Annotated in this window: 19 protein-coding genes; 6 read left to right on the forward strand and 13 right to left on the reverse strand. The window is 71.7% G+C overall.

Features of this window, described 5'->3' with window-relative positions; genetic code table 11:
• Position 1 precedes the first annotated feature (1 nt).
• From CXR44_RS36035 to CXR44_RS36080, 10 genes are all read right to left on the reverse strand, one after another.
• Positions 2 to 811: a carbohydrate ABC transporter permease gene (locus tag CXR44_RS36035; protein WP_101790614.1), complete on the reverse strand. Its 810-nt coding sequence runs from the start codon at positions 809 to 811 to the stop codon at positions 2 to 4.
• Positions 808 to 1,650, reverse strand: a complete 843-nt coding sequence (locus CXR44_RS36040) for a carbohydrate ABC transporter permease (RefSeq protein WP_245899852.1) — start codon at positions 1,648 to 1,650, stop codon at positions 808 to 810. Before CXR44_RS36040 ends, CXR44_RS36035 begins: the two co-directional genes overlap by 4 nt.
• The gene (locus CXR44_RS36045) at positions 1,647 to 2,897 is read right to left on the reverse strand and encodes an ABC transporter substrate-binding protein (protein WP_101790615.1); all 1,251 of its coding nucleotides are present in this window, start codon (positions 2,895 to 2,897) and stop codon (positions 1,647 to 1,649) included. The genes CXR44_RS36040 and CXR44_RS36045 overlap by 4 nt, the downstream gene beginning before the upstream one ends.
• 17 nt (positions 2,898 to 2,914) lie before the next feature.
• Complete coding sequence (locus tag CXR44_RS36050; protein WP_101790616.1) at positions 2,915 to 3,616, reverse strand: FadR/GntR family transcriptional regulator; 702 nt, start codon at positions 3,614 to 3,616, stop codon at positions 2,915 to 2,917.
• Between the two features lie 136 nt (positions 3,617 to 3,752).
• The gene (locus CXR44_RS36055) at positions 3,753 to 4,298 is read right to left on the reverse strand and encodes a DUF305 domain-containing protein (RefSeq protein WP_101790617.1); all 546 of its coding nucleotides are present in this window, start codon (positions 4,296 to 4,298) and stop codon (positions 3,753 to 3,755) included.
• Between the two features lie 4 nt (positions 4,299 to 4,302).
• A complete protein-coding gene (locus CXR44_RS36060) occupies positions 4,303 to 5,163 on the reverse strand; it encodes a lytic polysaccharide monooxygenase auxiliary activity family 9 protein (RefSeq protein ID WP_219602211.1) in 861 nt (286 codons plus the stop codon).
• Positions 5,164 to 5,352: 189 nt separating this feature from the next.
• On the reverse strand, positions 5,353 to 5,730 hold the full coding sequence (locus CXR44_RS36065; RefSeq protein ID WP_101790618.1) for a RidA family protein: 378 nt from the start codon (positions 5,728 to 5,730) through the stop codon (positions 5,353 to 5,355).
• Positions 5,731 to 5,799: 69 nt separating this feature from the next.
• On the reverse strand, positions 5,800 to 6,261 hold the full coding sequence (locus CXR44_RS36070; RefSeq protein ID WP_219602212.1) for a S26 family signal peptidase: 462 nt from the start codon (positions 6,259 to 6,261) through the stop codon (positions 5,800 to 5,802).
• Positions 6,258 to 6,815, reverse strand: a complete 558-nt coding sequence (locus CXR44_RS36075; RefSeq protein ID WP_101790619.1) for a TlpA disulfide reductase family protein — start codon at positions 6,813 to 6,815, stop codon at positions 6,258 to 6,260. The genes CXR44_RS36070 and CXR44_RS36075 overlap by 4 nt, the downstream gene beginning before the upstream one ends.
• Positions 6,815 to 7,402, reverse strand: coding sequence for a MauE/DoxX family redox-associated membrane protein (locus CXR44_RS36080; protein ID WP_144070211.1), 588 nt, complete (start codon positions 7,400 to 7,402; stop codon positions 6,815 to 6,817). Before CXR44_RS36080 ends, CXR44_RS36075 begins: the two co-directional genes overlap by 1 nt.
• Before the next feature lie 579 nt (positions 7,403 to 7,981).
• Between CXR44_RS36080 and CXR44_RS36085 the strand changes: the two genes are divergently transcribed.
• Positions 7,982 to 8,845, forward strand: a complete 864-nt coding sequence (locus CXR44_RS36085) for a sulfotransferase family protein (protein WP_101790621.1) — start codon at positions 7,982 to 7,984, stop codon at positions 8,843 to 8,845.
• Positions 8,842 to 10,020, forward strand: a complete 1,179-nt coding sequence (locus CXR44_RS36090; RefSeq protein ID WP_101790622.1) for a glycosyltransferase family 4 protein — start codon at positions 8,842 to 8,844, stop codon at positions 10,018 to 10,020. Before CXR44_RS36085 ends, CXR44_RS36090 begins: the two co-directional genes overlap by 4 nt.
• A gap of 62 nt (positions 10,021 to 10,082) precedes the next feature.
• Here CXR44_RS36090 and CXR44_RS36095 read toward each other — a convergent pair whose 3' ends face one another.
• Positions 10,083 to 11,027: a sporulation protein gene (locus tag CXR44_RS36095; RefSeq protein ID WP_101790623.1), complete on the reverse strand. Its 945-nt coding sequence runs from the start codon at positions 11,025 to 11,027 to the stop codon at positions 10,083 to 10,085.
• Positions 11,028 to 11,402: 375 nt separating this feature from the next.
• On the opposite strand from CXR44_RS36095, the gene CXR44_RS36100 reads away from it, so the two are divergent.
• Positions 11,403 to 12,506 carry a glycoside hydrolase family 26 protein gene (locus tag CXR44_RS36100; protein WP_101790624.1) on the forward strand — a complete coding sequence of 368 codons (1,104 nt, stop codon included), beginning with the start codon at positions 11,403 to 11,405 and terminating at the stop codon, positions 12,504 to 12,506.
• Here CXR44_RS36100 and CXR44_RS36105 read toward each other — a convergent pair.
• The gene (locus CXR44_RS36105; RefSeq protein WP_101790695.1) at positions 12,485 to 13,084 is read right to left on the reverse strand and encodes an HD domain-containing protein; all 600 of its coding nucleotides are present in this window, start codon (positions 13,082 to 13,084) and stop codon (positions 12,485 to 12,487) included. The two genes, CXR44_RS36100 and CXR44_RS36105, sit on opposite strands and share 22 nt — an antisense overlap.
• 242 nt (positions 13,085 to 13,326) lie before the next feature.
• Between CXR44_RS36105 and CXR44_RS36110 the strand changes: the two genes are divergently transcribed.
• The 3 genes from CXR44_RS36110 to CXR44_RS36120 are packed head-to-tail and all read left to right on the forward strand — an operon-like array spanning position 13,327 to position 16,180.
• On the forward strand, positions 13,327 to 14,394 hold the full coding sequence (locus CXR44_RS36110; RefSeq protein ID WP_101790625.1) for a hypothetical protein: 1,068 nt from the start codon (positions 13,327 to 13,329) through the stop codon (positions 14,392 to 14,394).
• Positions 14,391 to 15,812: a hypothetical protein gene (locus tag CXR44_RS36115; protein ID WP_101790626.1), complete on the forward strand. Its 1,422-nt coding sequence runs from the start codon at positions 14,391 to 14,393 to the stop codon at positions 15,810 to 15,812. Before CXR44_RS36110 ends, CXR44_RS36115 begins: the two co-directional genes overlap by 4 nt.
• Positions 15,809 to 16,180: a hypothetical protein gene (locus CXR44_RS36120; RefSeq protein WP_101790627.1), complete on the forward strand. Its 372-nt coding sequence runs from the start codon at positions 15,809 to 15,811 to the stop codon at positions 16,178 to 16,180. The genes CXR44_RS36115 and CXR44_RS36120 overlap by 4 nt, the downstream gene beginning before the upstream one ends.
• Before the next feature lie 7 nt (positions 16,181 to 16,187).
• Here CXR44_RS36120 and CXR44_RS36125 read toward each other — a convergent pair whose 3' ends face one another.
• Entirely contained in the window at positions 16,188 to 17,420 is a 1,233-nt protein-coding gene (locus tag CXR44_RS36125; RefSeq protein ID WP_101790628.1) for an MFS transporter, read from the reverse strand.
• Positions 17,421 to 17,533: the final 113 nt, after the last annotated feature.

A 17,533-nucleotide genomic window follows, 5' to 3' on the forward strand; every position in this document is an offset into this window, starting at 1 on the left:
TTCAGACACTCCCTAGGGACAGGCCTCGGGCGAAGAGGCGCTGGGTGGCGAGGAACAGCACGACCGTGGGCAGCGAGCAGACGAGCCCGGCGGCCAGCCCGACGGGCACGGGGGTGCCCGCGTACACGTCGGTCATCAGGCCGGCCAGCGCCGTCATCACCGGCCGCACGTCGGCGGTCGTGGTCAGCGTCAGGCCGAAGATCAGGTCGTTCCAGATGAAGGTGAACTCGAGGATGAACACGGCGGCGAGGGCGCTGGTCGACAGGGGCAGGTAGACGCGCCAGAAGATCCGCCAGGTCGAGGCGCCGTCCATCCGCGCCGCCTCGAAGATCGAGAACGCCACGCCGCCGTAGAAGTTGCGCAGCACGAACGCGGCCAGCGGCACGTTGACCGCCGTGTAGACGAGGATCATGCCGAGGCGCGTGTCGTAGAGGCCGGCGTCGCTGTAGCCGACGAACAGCGGCACGAGGAGCATCTGCGACGGGAACACGGTGCCGCCGAAGATGAGCAGGAACCACCAGAAGCCGTGACGCAGCCGCAGCACCACGATGGTGTACCCGGCCAGCGCCCCGATCACGACGCCGAGCAGGGGCGAGACCACGCTGTACAGGGCGGTGCTGGCCAGGCTGCGCCCCAGGTCGGCGCTCTCCAGGGCGGTGGCGAAGTTGGCGAACAGCGCGAAGTCCCCCGACGGCGCCCAGGCCCGGGACGGGTCGTAGGAGGCCGCCGGCCGGGAGGCGTTGACGATCAGCAGGTAGGTGGGCCCGAGCCAGACGAGCCCGAGCACGACGAGCACGGCACGGCGGATCATCGCACCTGCCTCCTGAGGTAGAGGTAGGAGGCCAGCCCGGTGACCACCGTCAGCAGCACCGCGACCGCCGAGCCGTAGCCGTAGTCGCTGGCCACGAACGTCTCCTTGTACATGGTCACCGCGAGCGTCTCGGAGTTGCGGCCCGGCCCGCCCTGCGTCATCACCCAGACGATGTCGAACGTCTTCAGGCTCGCCACCAGCGCCAGCCCCACCACGACGGCGGTCAGCGGTCTCATCAGCGGCCAGATGACGTGCCGGAACAGCCGCCACCCGGACGCGCCGTCGAGCCGGGCCGCCTCGATGGGTTCCTTGGGGATCGACTGGAGGCCGACCACGAACAGCAGCGTGTTGACGCCGAGCTGCTGCCAGGTCCACACCAGCAGCATGGCCAGCGTGTTGACCGGTGCCTCCTGCAGGAACGCGGTGTCCACGCCGAGCAGCGTGTTGGCGACGCCGTCGTGCGACAGGACGGGGCTCCACACCATGGCGAGCCCGGCGCCGCTGAGCGCGTACGGGAGCATGAACGGCACCCGGTACCACCCGCCGCCCCTGAGGTCGTAGGACAGCACCGCCACCAGCAGGCCCAGCCCGACCGGCAGGAGCATCGTGCCGGCCACCCAGAGCAGGGTGTTGCGGGTGGAGGTGAGCAGCGCCGGGTCGTCGAGCAGGTGGGCGAAGTTGGCCAGGCCGGTCCATTCGGGCTCCGACAGCCCGTCGTAGCGGGTCAGGCTCAGGTAGGCCGTCCACAGGAACGGCGCGTACAGCAGCACCGCGACCAGCAGCGCGGCGGGAGCCACGTACCCGTACCGGAACCGGCCCAGCATCGGGGCACGGGTCACTGGTGCGTGCTCCAGTACTCGTCGGCCTCCTTCTGGATCGTCTCCAGGACCTCCTTGTAGGTGCCGGGCTCGGTGACGAACGTGCCGAAGCCGTCGAGCGCGGCCGTCAGGATGGGCGGCGGGGTGGCCTCGAAGTAGCGGTTGACCAGGCGGTACCTGCCGCTGCCCGCGTCCTTGGTGATCTGGCCGAGGGCCTCGTCGGCGATGGTCACCTTGGGGTTGGCGCTGACGTCGCCGCGGGTGGTGGCCCACTTCTCCTGGGCCTCGGCGGTGGTCCACCACTTGAGGTACTTCGCGGAGGCCTCGGGGTCGGCCGCCTTGGCCAGCGAGCAGAGCGGGCCGCTCTCGAAGATGACCGAGGTCTTGGGCAGGGCGGGGTTGACGTTGGGGATGACGAAGAAGCCGTAGTCGGAGCCGGCCTTGAGGTCGCGCTGGGTCATGCTGGTGTTGAACCAGGTGCCGAACGAGACCATGGCGGCCTTGCCGGTCTTCATCACGTCACCGGGGTCCGTCTTGTCACCCGGGTTCATGAAATATCCGGCGTCGATGAGCTCCTTCCACTTCTCCATGACCTGGACCACACCCGGATCGGTGTACTTCGCCTTGCCGGTGGCCAGCCGGTCGTACAGGTCGGGGTCCATGCCGGCCATGAGCTGCTCGAACCAGACGAAGGAGAACAGCACGCTGGTGTGGTAGAAGGGCGTGACGCCGGCCTTCTTCAGCGTCGCGGCGGCCTTGACGAGGTCCTCCCAGGTGGCGGGCGGCCGCAGGCCGTGCTCGTCGAAGATCTTCTTGTTGTAGAACATGCCCCAGTAGGCGACGTTCATCGGCACGCAGTACTGCTTGCCGCCGATCGTGTAGTAGGGCATCAGGTCCGGCGACAGGTCACCGGCCTTGATCGCCTCCTGCCAGACGGCCGTGGTCTCGGCCACCTGCCTCTGCTTGACGATCTCCTCCAGCATGCCCCCGGTCTGCCAGGTGAACAGGTCCGGCTTGACGTCCGTCCGGAACGACGCCTTGATGAACGCCTGGTACTGGGCCGAGTCGGTGTAGCCCGTCGGCTTCATGCCGAGGCCGATCCTCTGCTTGGACAGCGCGCCCATCTCGTCGAAGAACTTGGTCCAGGCGCCCTTGTCGTTGTAGAGCGTCAGCTCGGTCTTCTTCTGCTGGGTGGCGGCGCCGTTGCCGCCGCAGGCGGCGAGCAACAGGGCGAGCACGCCGAACGTGGCCATGCGTGACCGGATCATGCCCCGGCCTCCTTGTTTCACTTGGGGGGTTGGTGCAACCTCTGTTCGATGACCGACTTGACGTCCGCCAGGTGAGCCCGCATGCGGTCCTCGGCCGCCGTGGCGTCGCCCGCCACGATGGCCTGCAGGATCGCGCGGTGCTCCTCGTGGTCGCGGCGCCGGTCGTCGAAGATCTGCAGGATCTCCCGCTGCTCGGCCCCGTGCACGGTGAGCAGCGAGTCGACGACCTCGTGCAGGACGCTGTTGCCGGCCAGCCGGGCGGTGGCCCGGTGGAAGGTCATGTTCGCCTCGTGCAGCTCGGCGTCCTCGCCGCGCAGGTGGGTGGCGGCCTCGCCGAGCACCCGTTCCAGCGCCGCGAGGTCGTCGCCCCGCGCCCGCCGGGCGGCCATGGCGGCCAGCGGCGGCTCGATGACGATGCGGGCGTCCAGCAGTTCCAGGAGCTGACCGCCGCGCATCTCGCGCATGTTGGGGTTGGGCAGCACGAGGCGCTCGATGGCGGGGCCGACATAGATGCCCGACCCGTGCCGCATCTCGATGGCGCCGGTCGCCTCCAGCCTGCGCAGCGCCTCGCGCAGCGTCGGGGTGGTGACGGCGAAGCGCTGGGACAGCTCTCTGGTCGAGGGCAGCCGGTCGCCCGGCCGGTGCCCGCCCGTGCGGATGAGCTCCAGCATGCGCTCGGTCAGGGCGTCGGAAAGGGTCGGCCGCGTTACCTCGGACATATCAAGTCATCTAATCACTTAACGGCAGAGCCGTCTATGACGAGAACGAGGTACGGCAGAACCGACACGGCGGGGCCACATGAGGTCGTGGCCCCGCCGCGTCAGGAGCGGGATGGGTGCGTGCCGGCCGGCCGGGTCAGCGGCCGTCCCTCTCCAGCAGGCCGAGCATCTGCTGGATCTGCGCCCGGCGCGACGCCTGAACCTGGGCCGCCCAGCGCGTCGCCTCCGGGTTGACCCCGCCGGCCACCTCGGACCCGGCCATCTGGACGGCGTCGTCCTGATGGGCGATGAGCAGGTTGAGGAAGTCGCGCTCCACGTCGTCCGACCTCCGCAGCGCGGCGATGCGCTCCCTGTCGGTCTCCGGCATGCCGCCGTGGTGGTCGTGCGCGTCCTCGGCGGGCGTCAACGGCTGGTCCCAGGCGTGCAACCAGCGCAGCATCATCTCCACCTCACTCTGCTGGGTGGTCGCCACGGCCGAGGCCAGCGTCCGCAGTTCGGGAGTCGAGCCCCGGTCGGCGCCCACCTTGGCGATCTCGATGCCCTGCCGGTGGTGCTGCACCATCATCTGCACGAACATCACGTCCTGGGCGTTGACCGGGTCGCCGCCCGAGGGCTCGGCGGGCCCGCAGGCGGCCAGCAGGGCAGCCGCGACGAGGCCGAGCAGCACCGCGACGCGCCGCACAGCGTCAGGCGCGCTTCCACAGGGCGGGCACGTTCGGCGGCTCCCAGCCGGCCAGGGCGGTGTGCGCCTGGAGGCAGGTGTAGCTCGCCCCGCCGTACGTCACCTGGTCGCCGGGCCGGTAGGCCGTGCCGGCCGTCCAGGCGCCGCCCGGCTGCGACGTCGGGGTCGGCGTGGGGGTGGGTGTGGGAGTCGGCGTGGCGGTGGGGGTCGGCGTGGGCGTGGGGGTCGGCGTGGGGGTGCCGCCTCCGCCGCCGAAGTCCACGTCGGAGCAGGTGTAGAACGCCTCGTTGCTGCCGACGACGCGCTGCCAGATCGAGTAGAGGACATGCCGGCCGCTGCGCTCCGGCAGGTCGACCGTCCACTTGGTGAACGTGGTGGGGTTCTGGTTCGTGAAGGTCCTGATGTGGACCAGGTCCGACCACCTGAGCGGCATGGTCGGGTTCCAGCCCTCGCGGGTGATGTAGAACTCGAAGTTGCTGTTGGAGTGCGGGGCGGAGGCGTGGTAGGTCAGCGTGAAGCCGCCTGGCCGCACCCGGGTCGCCGGCCAGTCGGCCCGCTGCAGGTCCAGGCCCCGATACTTCTCCCGGCCGGCGCTGCACAGCTTGCCGTCGGGGATCAGTTCGCGGTGCCGCCCGCCCGCTTCGAGGAGCGAGACCTCGTTCCAGTCGTAGAAGGCCTGCGGGCCGCTGGCCGCGACGGCGGCCTTGCAGGCGGCCGAGCTGGGCGTCTCGGGGCCCTCGTTCTTGCAGACGTAGACGCGGCTCGGCGGGTCGGACATCGTGCCGTGGGCGTTCGCCGCCGAGGCGGGAAGCAGGGCCAGCACTCCGGCGGCGGCCACGGCCGCGGCGATCGTCGTCTTGCGCACCTGTTACTCCCTGGGGGGTGTACGGGAATAAAAAGGAAACCTTCCTAAGAGTTAATCATCCCGGACAGCCGCGCAAGCGATTCCGGTCAGAACGCTTCCCACAACCCCGCGCCGCCATCGCGGCGGCCCCGCGGGCGCCCCCTGCCGGAGACGGACGCCCGCGCCTGCGGTCCGGTGCCTCTCGGCCGCTCAGCCGGTGTAGAGGACGGCGTCGATCTCGATGTCGAACCCGCTCAGCGCCACCGGGATCGTGGTGCGCGCCGGGAGGTTCTCGGTGCCGAAGAACTCCACGTAGATCTCGTTCAGCTCCGGGAAGTACGCGAAGTCGCTCAGGTAGATCCCCACCCGGACGGCCTGCGACAGGTCGGCGCCCGCCGCCTCGGCGACCTTGGCGAGGTTCGTGAACGCCTGGCGGGCCTGCTCGGCGAACGAGCCGCGCACCCACGTGCCGTCGGGCAGCACCGGGCAGGCGCCGGCCAGGTAGACGTGATCGCCGGCGACCACGGCCTGCGAGTACGGGCCGCCGGGCGGGGCGGCCTCGGGGGTGTTGACGACGCGCTTGGGCATGACGGGTCAGCCTCCTGTGACAGGTGACGGCCCTCCGCCGAGGGCGCGGAGGGCGGGCGACGGGAGACTCTACGACACCGGCCCGACGCGCCGCACCACCAGGCCGAGCAGCCGGTCACCGGGCACGTGGCCGCAGTGCCGCGAGTCGTAGGAGTCCCCGGCGTTGTCACCGTGCACCACCAGGCAGCCGGGCGGCACCCGCGCGCCCGGCTCCCAGCCCGGCACCCCGTGCTCGGGCACCGGCTCGCCGGGGGCGGCCGCGACCCGCTTGATGCTCCACGGCCGCGCGGGGCCGGCCTCCCCTGTCTCGGGATGCGGCAGCCGCACCACCACGACCTGACCGGCCCGCACCCCGTCCGCCGTGGTCCGGCGTACCCACACCCGGTCACCCGACCGGTACGCGGGCTCCATGCTGGCCCCCGACACGGAGACCAGCACGTACCTGCGGCGCAGCCACGACAGGCCGCCCACGCCCACCGCCACGACCAGCCAGATCCCGAGCGCCACCGCCCCGGGCCGGAGCCGGGTCACCTGTCGGCGGGCAGGCCGAGCCTGGTCACGTCACCCTCGGCCGCGACGATCAGACCGTCGCTGTCGACCAGGCAGAACGCCGGATACTCGGCGACCTGGAAGGCCCGCGCGACGGGTCCCTCGTAGCCGTCCTCCACCACGACCCGCGCCACCGGGCTCAGCTCCCGCACCATCTCCCGGGCGGCCTGGTCGCCGCCCGCCACGATCGCCAGGATCAGGCGGCGGCCGCCGATGCGGCGGCGCGCGTGCTCGACGAAGCCCGGCAGCTTCTCCAGGCACGGTTTGCAGCCGGGGCTGAAGAACGCGACCAGCGTCTCACCCGACAGGGAGCTCCTGGAGACGTCCTCGCCGTCCAGGGTCCGCGCGGCGAACTCGCCGACCGCGCCTCCCACGTGCGGCAGCCCCGGCGGGGCCAGCGCTCCGGCGCCGGAGCGCAGCAGCGTCTCCAGATGCGTGGCGTGCTCACGGAGGCGGCGGACCACCCCCAGGGTGAGGATCAGGTTGAGCGTGCCGATGACGCCCACCAGGATGACGGCGGCCCACAACACGGCCATCACATGCTCCCTTCCACGTGGCTCCCGGACCGGCCCCCGACCGGGGTGTGCCGCGACAGTCCCGGACCGAACAGCTCTCCCACGTCATCGAGCCGGACGAGCACCATGCCCGCCACCAGCGCGGCGGCCGCGGCCACCAGCAACGCGCCCAGGTCGGCCGAGCCCGGCGCGGCGGGCGCCGCCAGCAGGCCCGTGCCGGTCGCGGCGAGGAGCAGCGCGTTGCGCGCCAGGTGCCAGGGACTCAGCTCCGCCGAGCCGCCGAAGCACCGGCAGGCCGTCGCGACGCCGCGCCGCAGCGCCAGGGCGATGGCCACGCCGAAGGCGGTCAGCAGCAGCGCCGCCAGCGTGAGCGCCACGGCGCGCGCGGGGACCAGCAGCACGACCACGGCCGCCTCGGCGGCGGTCACGGCGGGCGCCACCAGCCGGGCGACGGCCCCCGGGGCCGCGCCCGACGGCAGGAAGGCGCCCAGCAGCCTGCGTGTCGATTCCACGAAGTCCCGCCACTGTCCCGGCCGCAGCCTGCTCACCGTGGAAACGGCGAAGACGACACCGACGAGAAAGGTCACGCCGAAAGAAAGGTATTGCACGCACGCTCCCGCCGCGGAAAAGGAGAAACGGCTTGTTCGTCAACGGGGTTCCGGAAAGCCGCCGAGCCACGGGAGCACGGCGGCCTCGCGGTTCACCGGCTAACAGTCGCGGCCCGTGAGATTACACCCCGTGCACGCGGAACCGCTGAAACAGTGCTCGATGTAATAGCCTTCCACGGCGCGGGCTCCCTGTATCCTGCAGCAGCGCCGCCTGCACTGGCAGGGGCTGCTCGCCAGGGCCGTCACCTTGGGGACCATTCGCGTCAGCAGTTTGTCGCCGAATCGCATAATCGCATCGGTCATTGACATCTACCTCCCCTCGAGACCGTTATGGCCCACACAATCACGTCAGTTCTCTTTGGTAAAGACGGAAACTCCGGACAGCCAAGGTCCCTGATTCATGCGCCCCGAGGAATGACGGGACCACCCGCGGCGAGACGATTCTCCGGTGACGAACGGGCGCATCACCACGCGCTACGGGGCGTCACCATCGCCGACCCGCCGGGCACGAGCCTCTGGATCTCCGCCGACGACCGGCTCTCAGAGAACTCCAAGAAAAGCTGTGTAGCCTCCCACGACATGGCATGGCAGCGCAGGATCAACGGAGCGCTGGCCAGGTACACAGGATTCCACATTGAACGAGTAGGGAAAGCGGAGCAACGGGCGCCGCAGCCGCGCAAGCGGGCGGAGACGCCGTTCCGGCCTCCGGCCGACCCGGCGACCGACCGCCTGCTGACGGCTCCGGTGTTCGTGATGTCACCGGTCAGGTCGGGCTCGACGTTGCTGCGGTCGATGCTGAACGCCCATCCCGACCTGCACGCCCCGCACGAGCTGCACGTTCGCCGCCTCACCGTGGAATTCGGTACCTCGCTGGCCGAGAAGGCGATGGAGGCGCTCGGGCACAACCGGGCCGACCTGGAGCACCTGCTGTGGGACAGGGTGTTGCACCGGGAGCTCGTACGCAGCGGCAAGAAGCACGTCGTGGACAAGACACCGGCGAACGCGTTCGCCCACGAACGGATCGCCGCGTGCTGGCCCGACGCGCGCTACGTGTTCCTGCTGCGCCACCCCGCCTCCATCGCGGCGTCCTGGCACGAGGCGAGCCCGGACAAGCGCACCCCCGAGGAGGCGGCCCTCGACGCCCTGCGGTACATGAAGGCGGTCGAGCGGGCCCGCAGGGCGCTGCCCGGCCTCACCGTGCGCTACGAGGAGCTGACCGCCGACCCGGAGAAGACCTGCCGCCGCATCTGCGAGTTCCTGGATCTCGACTGGGCGCCCCAGATGCTGCGGTACGGCACCCCCGACGTGGTGACCAAGGGTCTCGGCGACTGGAAGGACAAGATCCGCTCCGGCACCGTCCAGCCGGGGCGCGACCTTCCCGCCGAGGAGGAGGTCCCCGAGTCGCTGCGGGCGATGTGCCGCACGTGGGAGTACCTGCCGTGAAACTCCGATACATGCTGCTGCACGCGTACGGCATGGGCGGCACGATCCGGACGGTGGTCAACCAGGCCAACGCGATGGCGGAGGCCGGGCACGACGTCGAGATCGTCAGCGTGGTCCGGCGCCGTGACACGCCGCAGTTCGGCATCGACGGCCGGGTCCGCCTGTCCGCGCTGGTGGACCAGCGCGACGGGATCGCGTCCGACTCGCTGGCCCGCAAGGTGTGGCGCCGGGCGCGCGGCAAGATCGTCCCCTACGGGGAGTTCGCCGCTGGCTACTTCACCGAGCGGGTCGAGCGGGCCGTCATCGACTACGTGTCCTCGCTGGACGGTGGCATCCTCGTCACCACCCGGCCGGCGCTGAACCTGATCTCCGCCCGCCGCGCCGCCAAGGGCGTGGTGCGCGTCGCGCAGGAGCACATGAACCTCGCCGCGTACCCGCACACCGTGCGCGACGAGATCGCCCGGCACTACGGGTGCTTCGACGCGGTGGCGGTGCTGACGGAGACCAGCCGGGCCGAGTACCGGGCGCTGCTCGACGGCACGCCGATCGTCCGCATCCCCAACGCGGTCCATCTGGCCGGCCGCCGGCACTCCGACCAGACCAGTCCCGTGGTGATCGCCGCGGGCCGGTTGGTGCCGCAGAAGGGCTTCGACATGCTGCTCGCGGCCTTCGCCGCGGTCGCGCCGGAGTTCCCCGACTGGCGGCTGCGCATCTTCGGCACCGGCCCGGCGAAGGACCGGCTGCGGGACCGCATCGACGAGCACCGGCTGGGCGGGCGGGCCCGGCTGATGGGGCGCAGCGACCGCATCCACGAAGAGCTCGCCGAGGCGTCCGTGTACGCGCTCAGCTCACGGATCGAGGGGCTGCCGATGGCGATGATCGAGGCGATGGGGCACGCCCTGGCCGTGGCCGCCTTCGACTGCCCGACCGGACCCGGCGACGTGCTGACCTCCGGCGAGAACGGCCTGCTGGTGCCGCCGCGCGACGTGGAGGCGCTGGCGGGGGCGCTGCGGCGGCTGATGGCCGACCGCGAGCTGCGGCTGCGGCTCGGGGCCGGCGCCGCCCGCACGGCGCGCGACTACACGCCGGAGGTGGTCATGCCGCTCTGGGAGGAGCTGTTCGCGACCCTGGCGGCCGGTGAGCGCCTCGTGGACGGCCCGCTGGCGGCCCGCTGACGGGGTCCGCCGCGCACACCGACCGGCTGGAGCCCGGCGGTGTGCGCGGGGGGACGGGGACGTCAGTCCTCCTCGCCCTCGAAGACGTCCTCGAAGGCCTCCTCGAGAATCTCGCCCGCCACGAGGCCGCCGACGACGCCCGCGGCCCCGGCGGCGGCCACCGCGCCCAGGCCGGACCCGCCGTGGTGACCGTGGTGCCCGCCGTGGTGCCCGCCGTGGTGCCCGCCGTGGAAGCCGCCGCCGTACTGGGCGAGGCCGGACAGCCAGCGGCCGATCTCGCCCGCCCAGTCGGTCCGCATCGCGTCGTCGTGGCTGATCGTGAAGCGGCCGATGGCGTCACCGGAGTAGCGCCCCGAGCTCTTGTCGGCCTCCAGGATCACCTCCAGCCCGCCCGGGTTCGTCACGAAGGTCACCTCGATCTCCCCGACCGACCCGGCGTACTGCGGCGGCGGATAGAACTCGATCTCCTGGTAGAACGGCAGCTCCTGGCGCGATCCGTGGATCCGGCCCGCTTCGAGATCGGCCGACTTGAACTGGAACCCGAGCTGCGGAAACGCGTCCAGGATGCGCAGCTGGGAGGGCAGCGGCTCGATGTCGACCATGTCGAGGTCGCCCTTGTCGACGGCCTTGGCGATGGCCAGCTCGGTGCGCACGCCGAGCGCCATGCCGGTCAGGCGCCGGCCGGCGATCTCGCTGATCGGCGCCTCCCACGGCACGGGGATCTCGAAGCCGATCACGCGGTCCTCGCCCTTGCGCAGGGTGAACGGGCCGGACACCTGGGCGCGCGAGAACTCGCCGACCCCCGCGCCCTCGCCCTCGCCGAACTCGACCTCCACCCTGGCCACCAGGCCGAGGGTGACGTGCTCGATGTCGGCGTCGAAGTCGCCGCCCTTGAGGCGCACCTCGCCGGCCAGCGAGCCGCCCGGCCGGGTTCGCGGAGTGGCCAGGACGGTGTCCACCGAGGGGGCGCCCACACCGAACGCACCCAGCATCCGTTTGAAGACCACGGCTTGTTCTCCCTGTCGCTTCTGTTGTCGGCATGTGTCAGCCACCCGCTGAACGATCAACGCCGGGGGCTGGTTCCGTGGGCCAGTAAAACGCGTTCGCGGCGGCGACGCGGGGAGGTCGCCGTTTGGTGGGGGCATGCGGCGGTTCGCGCCGGTCGGGTACCGCGCGGCGCGGCCAGACGGTCCGGGCGCCGCCCGCTGATTCACAGGAAGCCCGGAGGTGGCACGGTCCAAGCCGGCGGGCTCGTGATCCTATAGTCGTGATCGACGGCTGTCGTCGCCGGCGCCGTCGCTGTCATCGGCGTGCGGCCCCTCCGGCATCCTCCGGTGTGGGCACCGGGAGCACGTGCGTACGCGGAGTGGAGGCACCGGGCCTTGTCAGCAGGAAACGCCGGACGGCCGGGGTTCGCGCGAGCGCGGAGAGGCCTGCCGCGCGGCAGGCTGCTGGCCGCCGCCGGGGTGCTGCTCCTTTCGGTGGCCACCGGTTGCTCCGGCGACGGCGACGGCGTCCCGGTCGCGACCGCCCAGCCGACGGCCGACGGCTGCAGGCCGACGGACAAGCTCGTGCCGCCCTGCGGGGCGTACTGGGGCATGTACATCGCTCCCGGCGACCCGAGGGTGCCGGTGGTGGAGGCCGTCGGCTCCATGGAGTCCCGGCTCGGCCGCAAGCTCGACGTGATCTTCAGTTATCACGACATGTCCGACGGCCCCAACGGCACGTTCATCCGCGAGGACGAGGTGGAGCTCGGCCGCGACCGCATCCTCCTGCTCAGCTGGGAGGCCAAGATCTGGGGCTCCCCCGAGCGCACCCTGCTCTGGCGCGACATCGCCGGCGGCTCCATGGACGCCCTGATCGACAAGCAGGCGGAGCGGATCAAGAGCTACGGCAGGCGCGTCATACTGGGGTTCGACGGCGAGATGGACCGGCGCGAGACCAGCGGCACCGCGGCCGAGTACGTCGCCGCGTACAAGCACATCCACGACCGGTTCGAGAAGCTGGGCGTGACCAACGTGGTGTGGGTCTGGGCCGTGACCGGCTTCATGGAGTACAAGGACACGTGGAAGGGCCTGTACCCGGGCCACGACTACGTCGACTGGATCAGCTACGACCCCTACAACTTCGCCGGCTGCCGGGGCGCTAAATGGCAGGACTTCGCGCAGACCGTCAAGCCGACCTACGACTGGTTCCAGGCCAACGGGTTCGCCGACAAGCCGATCATCATCGGCGAGTACAGCACCGAGGTGGACCCGAAGAACCCCTCGGCCAAGGCCGACTGGTTCCGCGGCGTCCCGCAGGCGCTGAGGACCATGCCGAAGATCAAGGCGGTGCTGCAGTGGAACGCCGTCCTCGAACCCGAGTCGCCCAACGGCTGCGACTTCCGGCTCGAAGGGCCGGGCGTGGTGGAGGCGTTCGCCGAGGCCGGCCGTGACCCGTACGTCAACCAGCCGCTCCCCGATCAGGCGGCCGGCGGCTCGTAGCCCGGCCCCGCGTCCTCACCGGGACCCGAGTCCTCGTCGCCGCCGCCCGCGCCGTTGAGCACCCGCAGCACCCAGTCGAGCGAGCCGCTGCCGAGCACCGCCTCGGCGATCCGCTTGGCCGTGGTCGTCTTGAGCGCGGCCAGCGAGCTGTCGATCCACGGCTGCACGTTCTGGTGCCCCTGCTCGCGGTACTCGACGGCCTGGATCAGGCACTCCAGCTTGTCCGCGTCACGGGCGCAGACGGCCTCCAGACTGGCCTTCTCCTCGTACTCCGCGACCGCCCCGCCCACCATCCGCGCGACCGCGTCCGGCAGGCCGCGCATCTGGTCGGCGGTGACCTGCTCGTTCGGGGCGGCCCGCAGGTAGCGCTTGCCGAGGTACGGGATGTCGGTGATCCGCGTCTCCTGCGTGTCGTGGAACAGGCTCATGAACGCCGCCCGCTGCGGATCACCGCCCTCCAGCACGGTGATCACGCTCGCGATCACGGCGGCGCGGAAGGAGTGGTCGGCGATGCTCTCCGGATCGCGCACCCCCGCCACCAGCCACCCCGTGCGCCGGTACCGCTTGAGCAGCCCCATCTCGTACAGCAAGCCCGCGAGCCGGGTCGTGTCGTCCCTCACGAAAAGCCCCTCTCCACCGAGACGCGTCCTGCGCAGAGCGTAGAGGCCGGTCGCCGACTTCCCTCCCCCGCCGCGCCTGGCAGGTGGACATCATGACCTGCCCCGTAACCGCCCGTCTGACACCCGGACGCCCGCATCGGGCTTCCGTGATCCCCGAGCGCGATGGGAGCATTCGACATGACGGGAAAGGAAGTGTTGAGATGGCTTTGACCAACGCGGGTGTTCAGCGATTACTGGCCGACTCCGGCGAGGCGCGCGAGTGGGTGTCGCCCCGGACCGACCTGGTCACCGCGCTGCTGGGTGTCTGGTTCGGCATCGGGTTGATGATCGACGCGTGGGCGCACAGCAACCTCGCGGAGCTGGAGACGTTCTTCACCCCCTGGCACGCGGTGTTCTACTCGGGGTTCGCCGCGGTCTCCGGCTGGATCATCTGGCAGGCGTGGCGCAACGTCAGGAAGGGCCGGCAGGGGCTCGCGGCGGTCCCCATGGGCTACCTGGCCGGGCTGGTCGCGGTGCCGGGGTTCGCGGCCTTCGGCTTCGCCGACATGATGTGGCACACCTTCCTCGGCATCGAGCAGAGCGTCGACATCCTGTTCAGCCCCTCCCACCTCGGCCTCATCGCGACGATGACGCTCATCATCACCACCCCGCTCCGCTCCGCCTGGAACGCCCCCGACCTCGGCGACCGGCCGTCGTTCGGCCGCCTGCTGCCCGCCCTCGTCGGGCTCGCCTTCGCGGCCACACTGGTGTCGCTGTTCCTCTCGTACGGCGACGCCATGCAGTGGAGCGCCGGCGGCGTCGTCGAGGCGTTCTCCTCCGTGGACGAGCGGGGAGCCGACCGCCTCGCCTCCTCGATGATCATCACCAATGTCGTCCTCCTGGCCCCCGTGCTGTTCCTGCTCCGCCGCTGGCGTCTGCCGTTCGGCAGCGTGACGCTGATGTACGCCGTGGGCGTCCTGATGCCGGGAGCGCAGACGGCGTTCGAGAACCTGCCGGTCCTGCTGGGCTTCGTCGCCGCCGGTGTCGTGAATGACCTGCTGATCAGGTGGCTGCGCCCGTCCGCGGTGCGGCGGGGCGCGTTCTGGGGCTTCGCCGGGCTGTCCGCCTTCACCACCTGGTCGCTGTACCTCGCGGTCGCGTCGGTGGCGGCCGGCAGGACGCCCGCCGTGCCCGAACTGCTGACCGGGGCGCCGATCGTGGCCGGGCTCGTCGGGCTCGTGCTCGGGGTGCTGCTCCTGCCCAACGCCGCGGACACCGGCCGGGCATGATCCGGGTTCTCCGCCTGGCCGCGCTCCTGGTGTCGGCGGGCGCCGCCTCGGCCGTCCTTCTGCTGCTCCCGGGCGCGGCTCCGGCCGCCGCGCACAACGTGACGGCCGGGGCGGACCTGCGGATCGCCCAGACCATCGCGGGCACCGAGCTCACCGTGGTCATCAAGGGGACGGCGCGGGTGCCGGGGCCGTTGCGGATCGGCGTCGTGGCCTACCAGCCGGTCGCCGACCTGCCGGTGAACCTCGAGGTCCGCTCCGTCACGGACGGCCGCACGGTCTCCGGGGTCGCGCGGGCGGCCCGGGACCCGCAGTTCGTGCGGCTCCAGGTCGGTCAGACCGGACCCCACGAGCTCCGACTGAGCGCGGGGGGCGAGGTCGCCGTGGTGCCGTTCCGGGTCCTGGTGGACCGCGGCTCCGGCTGGGACTTCCTGATCTACGGGGGCTTCTTCGTCGCGGGGCTGCTCCTGGTCGGCGGCCTGCTCACCGGCGCGCTGTCCCGGCGTGGCCCCGCCATGCTGCTGGCCGGTGGCGCGGCGGCGGGGCTGACCGTCGCCGCCATGGTCGTCGTCCTCGAACCGCAGCTGCCCACCGGCCCGCCCGACGGCGCCGCGCCCACGGCCGGACCGCAGGCGGGCGGGCGCCCGTTCGTCCAGAGCCTGCTGGAGACCGTGCCCGCGAGCCCGGTCGCCGGAGAGGAGTTCACCCTGCGCGTCGCGCTGGTCGACGGGGCCACCGGCCGGCCCGTGGACGATCTCACCGTCCACCACGAGGCGCTCGCCCATCTGGTCGTCACCAGCGAGGACGGCCGCCGGTTCCGGCACCTGCACCCGCTGCGGACGGCGCCCGGGCGGCTGGAGGTGCGGATGCGCACCGACCGGCCGGGCCGCTACCTGGCCCACGCCGAGCTGGAACGGGAGGACTCCGGCGGCCAGCTCGTCACCGGAAGCTTCACCGTCGGCGGGCGACCCACCGAGCCGTCCACCACCGAGCCGGACACCACCCAAGCCCCCGTCGAGCCGGACACCGTCGGCTCACCCGCCGAGCCGGACACCGCCGGTCCACCCGCCGAGCCGGACACCGCCGGTCCACCCGCCGAGCCGGACACCGCCCACCCGGCCGCGGTGCCGCGCCTGCGGCCCGCGGCACCCGTGGCCGGCCGCCCGACGACGATCGAACTCGGCACCACGGAACCACCTCGCCCCTGGCTGGGCATGACCGGCCACCTGGTCGTCCGCAGCCAGGACGGCGCCTTCTTCGGCCACGTCCACGAGATGGGGTCGCCGGGGTCCCGGCTCCGCTTCACCTTCAGCTTCCCCCGGCCGGGCCGATACCTCGCCTGGGCGCAGTACGCCACGGCCGACCGCATCGTGACGATGCCGTTCACCGTGGACGTCACGGCGCCGGAGACCGTCCGATGAAGCGGGTCCTGGCCCTGTGCGCCCTGGTGGCGGCCGCCGTGACGTTCTTCGTCGTAGGGCGCGCCTCGACCGCCGAGCCGGTCAGCGTCCGCTCGGCGGGCGCCCACTACGCCGTCACGGTCGTCGTCGACGGCCGGACGGCGCGGGTGCGCCTCGACAGGGGCGACGCGGACACCGTCGCGCTGTCGGCCGTGATGCCCCACATGGGCCACGCCATGCCCGAGGCCACCACCCGCGAACGGGAACCCGGCCACTTCCACGCGGACGGCGAGGTCTTCACCATGGCCGGAGCTTGGGAGCTGTCCATCCGCCTGACCGGCCCCGCCGCCGAGGAGGTACTCACGGTCAAGGTGCTGGTCGCCGACTAGACAGGCGCTACCGGTCGCGGGCGGCGGCGCGGATGCCGCGCCGCACGAGGACGGGCAGGCACAGCGCCGTGCCGAAGGCCCCGATCCACACTGCGGCCGACAGTCCTGCGAGCGCGGTGACCCCCGCCGCGAGCAGCGCGCCGACCGAGATGGCGCCCCAGATGAGGAAGCGGTGCACCGAGCTGACCCGCCCGAGCAGCTCCGCCGGGGTGGCCGTGTGGCGTATGGTCAGCGAGGTCGGGTTGAAGGCGCCCTCTCCCACGCAGTGGGCGATGCTCCCCGCGACCAGCCCGACCGCGCCGACGTGCGCGCCGAGCACCGGCATGGACAGGATGCCCGCCACCGACACCGTCGCCGCCACCACCAGCGCGCGCGGCGCGCCCCACCTCTTCACCAGCCGGGCCGAGACCAGGTTGCCGATCGGGTATCCCGCCGCGGCCGCGCCGAGGACCACGCCGATCCACTGCGGTGACAGATGGAGCACGTCACGGCAGTAGAGCACCAGGCTCGTCTCGACCATCGACAGGAACAGCACGTAGGTGGTGCCGCAGGTGATGATCGGTTCGAGCACGGGATGGCGGGCCACGAAGCGCAGCCCTTCCGCGATGTCCCTGCGCAGCCAGCCGGGTTCGCGCGCGGTGACCTGCCGCGCCGGCTCCCTGTGTTTGATCATCACCAGGGACAGCACCGACGCGGCGAAGCTGACGACGTTGGCGGCGACCGCGCCGATCACGCCGAGCGCGTGGATCACGGGCCCCGCGACCATCGGCCCCACCGCCTGCGCCGTCGACTCCGACAGGGACAGACGGGCGTTGCCGGTGTGCAGCCGCTCGGGCTCGTGGATCAGGCTGGGCAGGTAGGAGGTGTAGGCGACCTGGAAGAACACCACCGCGCATCCGCTCAGCAGCACCAGCCCGAGCAGCATCGGGAACGTCAGCCACCCCGCGGCGAGCAGCACCCACACCGCGCCGAACGCGACCACCTGCACGCCGTCGCAGACCAGCATCACCGTGCGGCGCGGCAGCCGGTCGACGATCGCCCCCGCGGGCAGGCCGAGGGGCAGGAAGGGGAAGAACAGCGCGAAGGGCAGCAGCGCCGCCTGCGCGGGCGAGGCGTCCAGCGCGGTCACGGCGAGCAGCGGCAACGCCAGTTTCATGAACTGGTCGCCGAACAGGGACAGCGACTGCCCCGCCCACAACAGGGCGAAGTCGCGACGAACGGTGTCGGTACGAAGCAGCACGACTGCGTAGTCTGCTGCCCCGGCGGGCCGCTCCACCGGCGGGAATCGGACGGCGCGTCCGGGGATGGGGATTCCGGGAGTCAGGAGGAGACACCGCGATGCCCGGCCTGCCG

It is taken from the genome of Nonomuraea indica (assembly GCF_002850745.1).
Classification (GTDB): Bacteria; Actinomycetota; Actinomycetes; order Streptosporangiales; family Streptosporangiaceae; genus Nonomuraea; species Nonomuraea indica.

Excerpts from the sequence above, each read along its gene's own strand:
- CXR44_RS36050 (WP_101790616.1), bottom strand. The coding sequence starts at position 3,616 with ATGTCCGAGGTAACGCGGCCGACCCTTTCCGACGCCCTGACCGAGCGC.
- CXR44_RS36120 (WP_101790627.1), top strand. The coding sequence starts at position 15,809 with ATGAAGCGGGTCCTGGCCCTGTGCGCCCTGGTGGCGGCCGCCGTGACG.
- CXR44_RS36085 (WP_101790621.1), top strand. The coding sequence starts at position 7,982 with ATGGCATGGCAGCGCAGGATCAACGGAGCGCTGGCCAGGTACACAGGA.
- CXR44_RS36065 (WP_101790618.1), bottom strand. The coding sequence starts at position 5,730 with ATGCCCAAGCGCGTCGTCAACACCCCCGAGGCCGCCCCGCCCGGCGGC.
- CXR44_RS36045 (WP_101790615.1), bottom strand. The coding sequence starts at position 2,897 with ATGATCCGGTCACGCATGGCCACGTTCGGCGTGCTCGCCCTGTTGCTC.
- CXR44_RS36115 (WP_101790626.1), top strand. The coding sequence starts at position 14,391 with ATGATCCGGGTTCTCCGCCTGGCCGCGCTCCTGGTGTCGGCGGGCGCC.
- CXR44_RS36105 (WP_101790695.1), bottom strand. The coding sequence starts at position 13,084 with ATGGGGCTGCTCAAGCGGTACCGGCGCACGGGGTGGCTGGTGGCGGGG.
- CXR44_RS36075 (WP_101790619.1), bottom strand. The coding sequence starts at position 6,815 with ATGGCCGTGTTGTGGGCCGCCGTCATCCTGGTGGGCGTCATCGGCACG.
- CXR44_RS36110 (WP_101790625.1), top strand. The coding sequence starts at position 13,327 with ATGGCTTTGACCAACGCGGGTGTTCAGCGATTACTGGCCGACTCCGGC.
- CXR44_RS36035 (WP_101790614.1), bottom strand. The coding sequence starts at position 811 with ATGATCCGCCGTGCCGTGCTCGTCGTGCTCGGGCTCGTCTGGCTCGGG.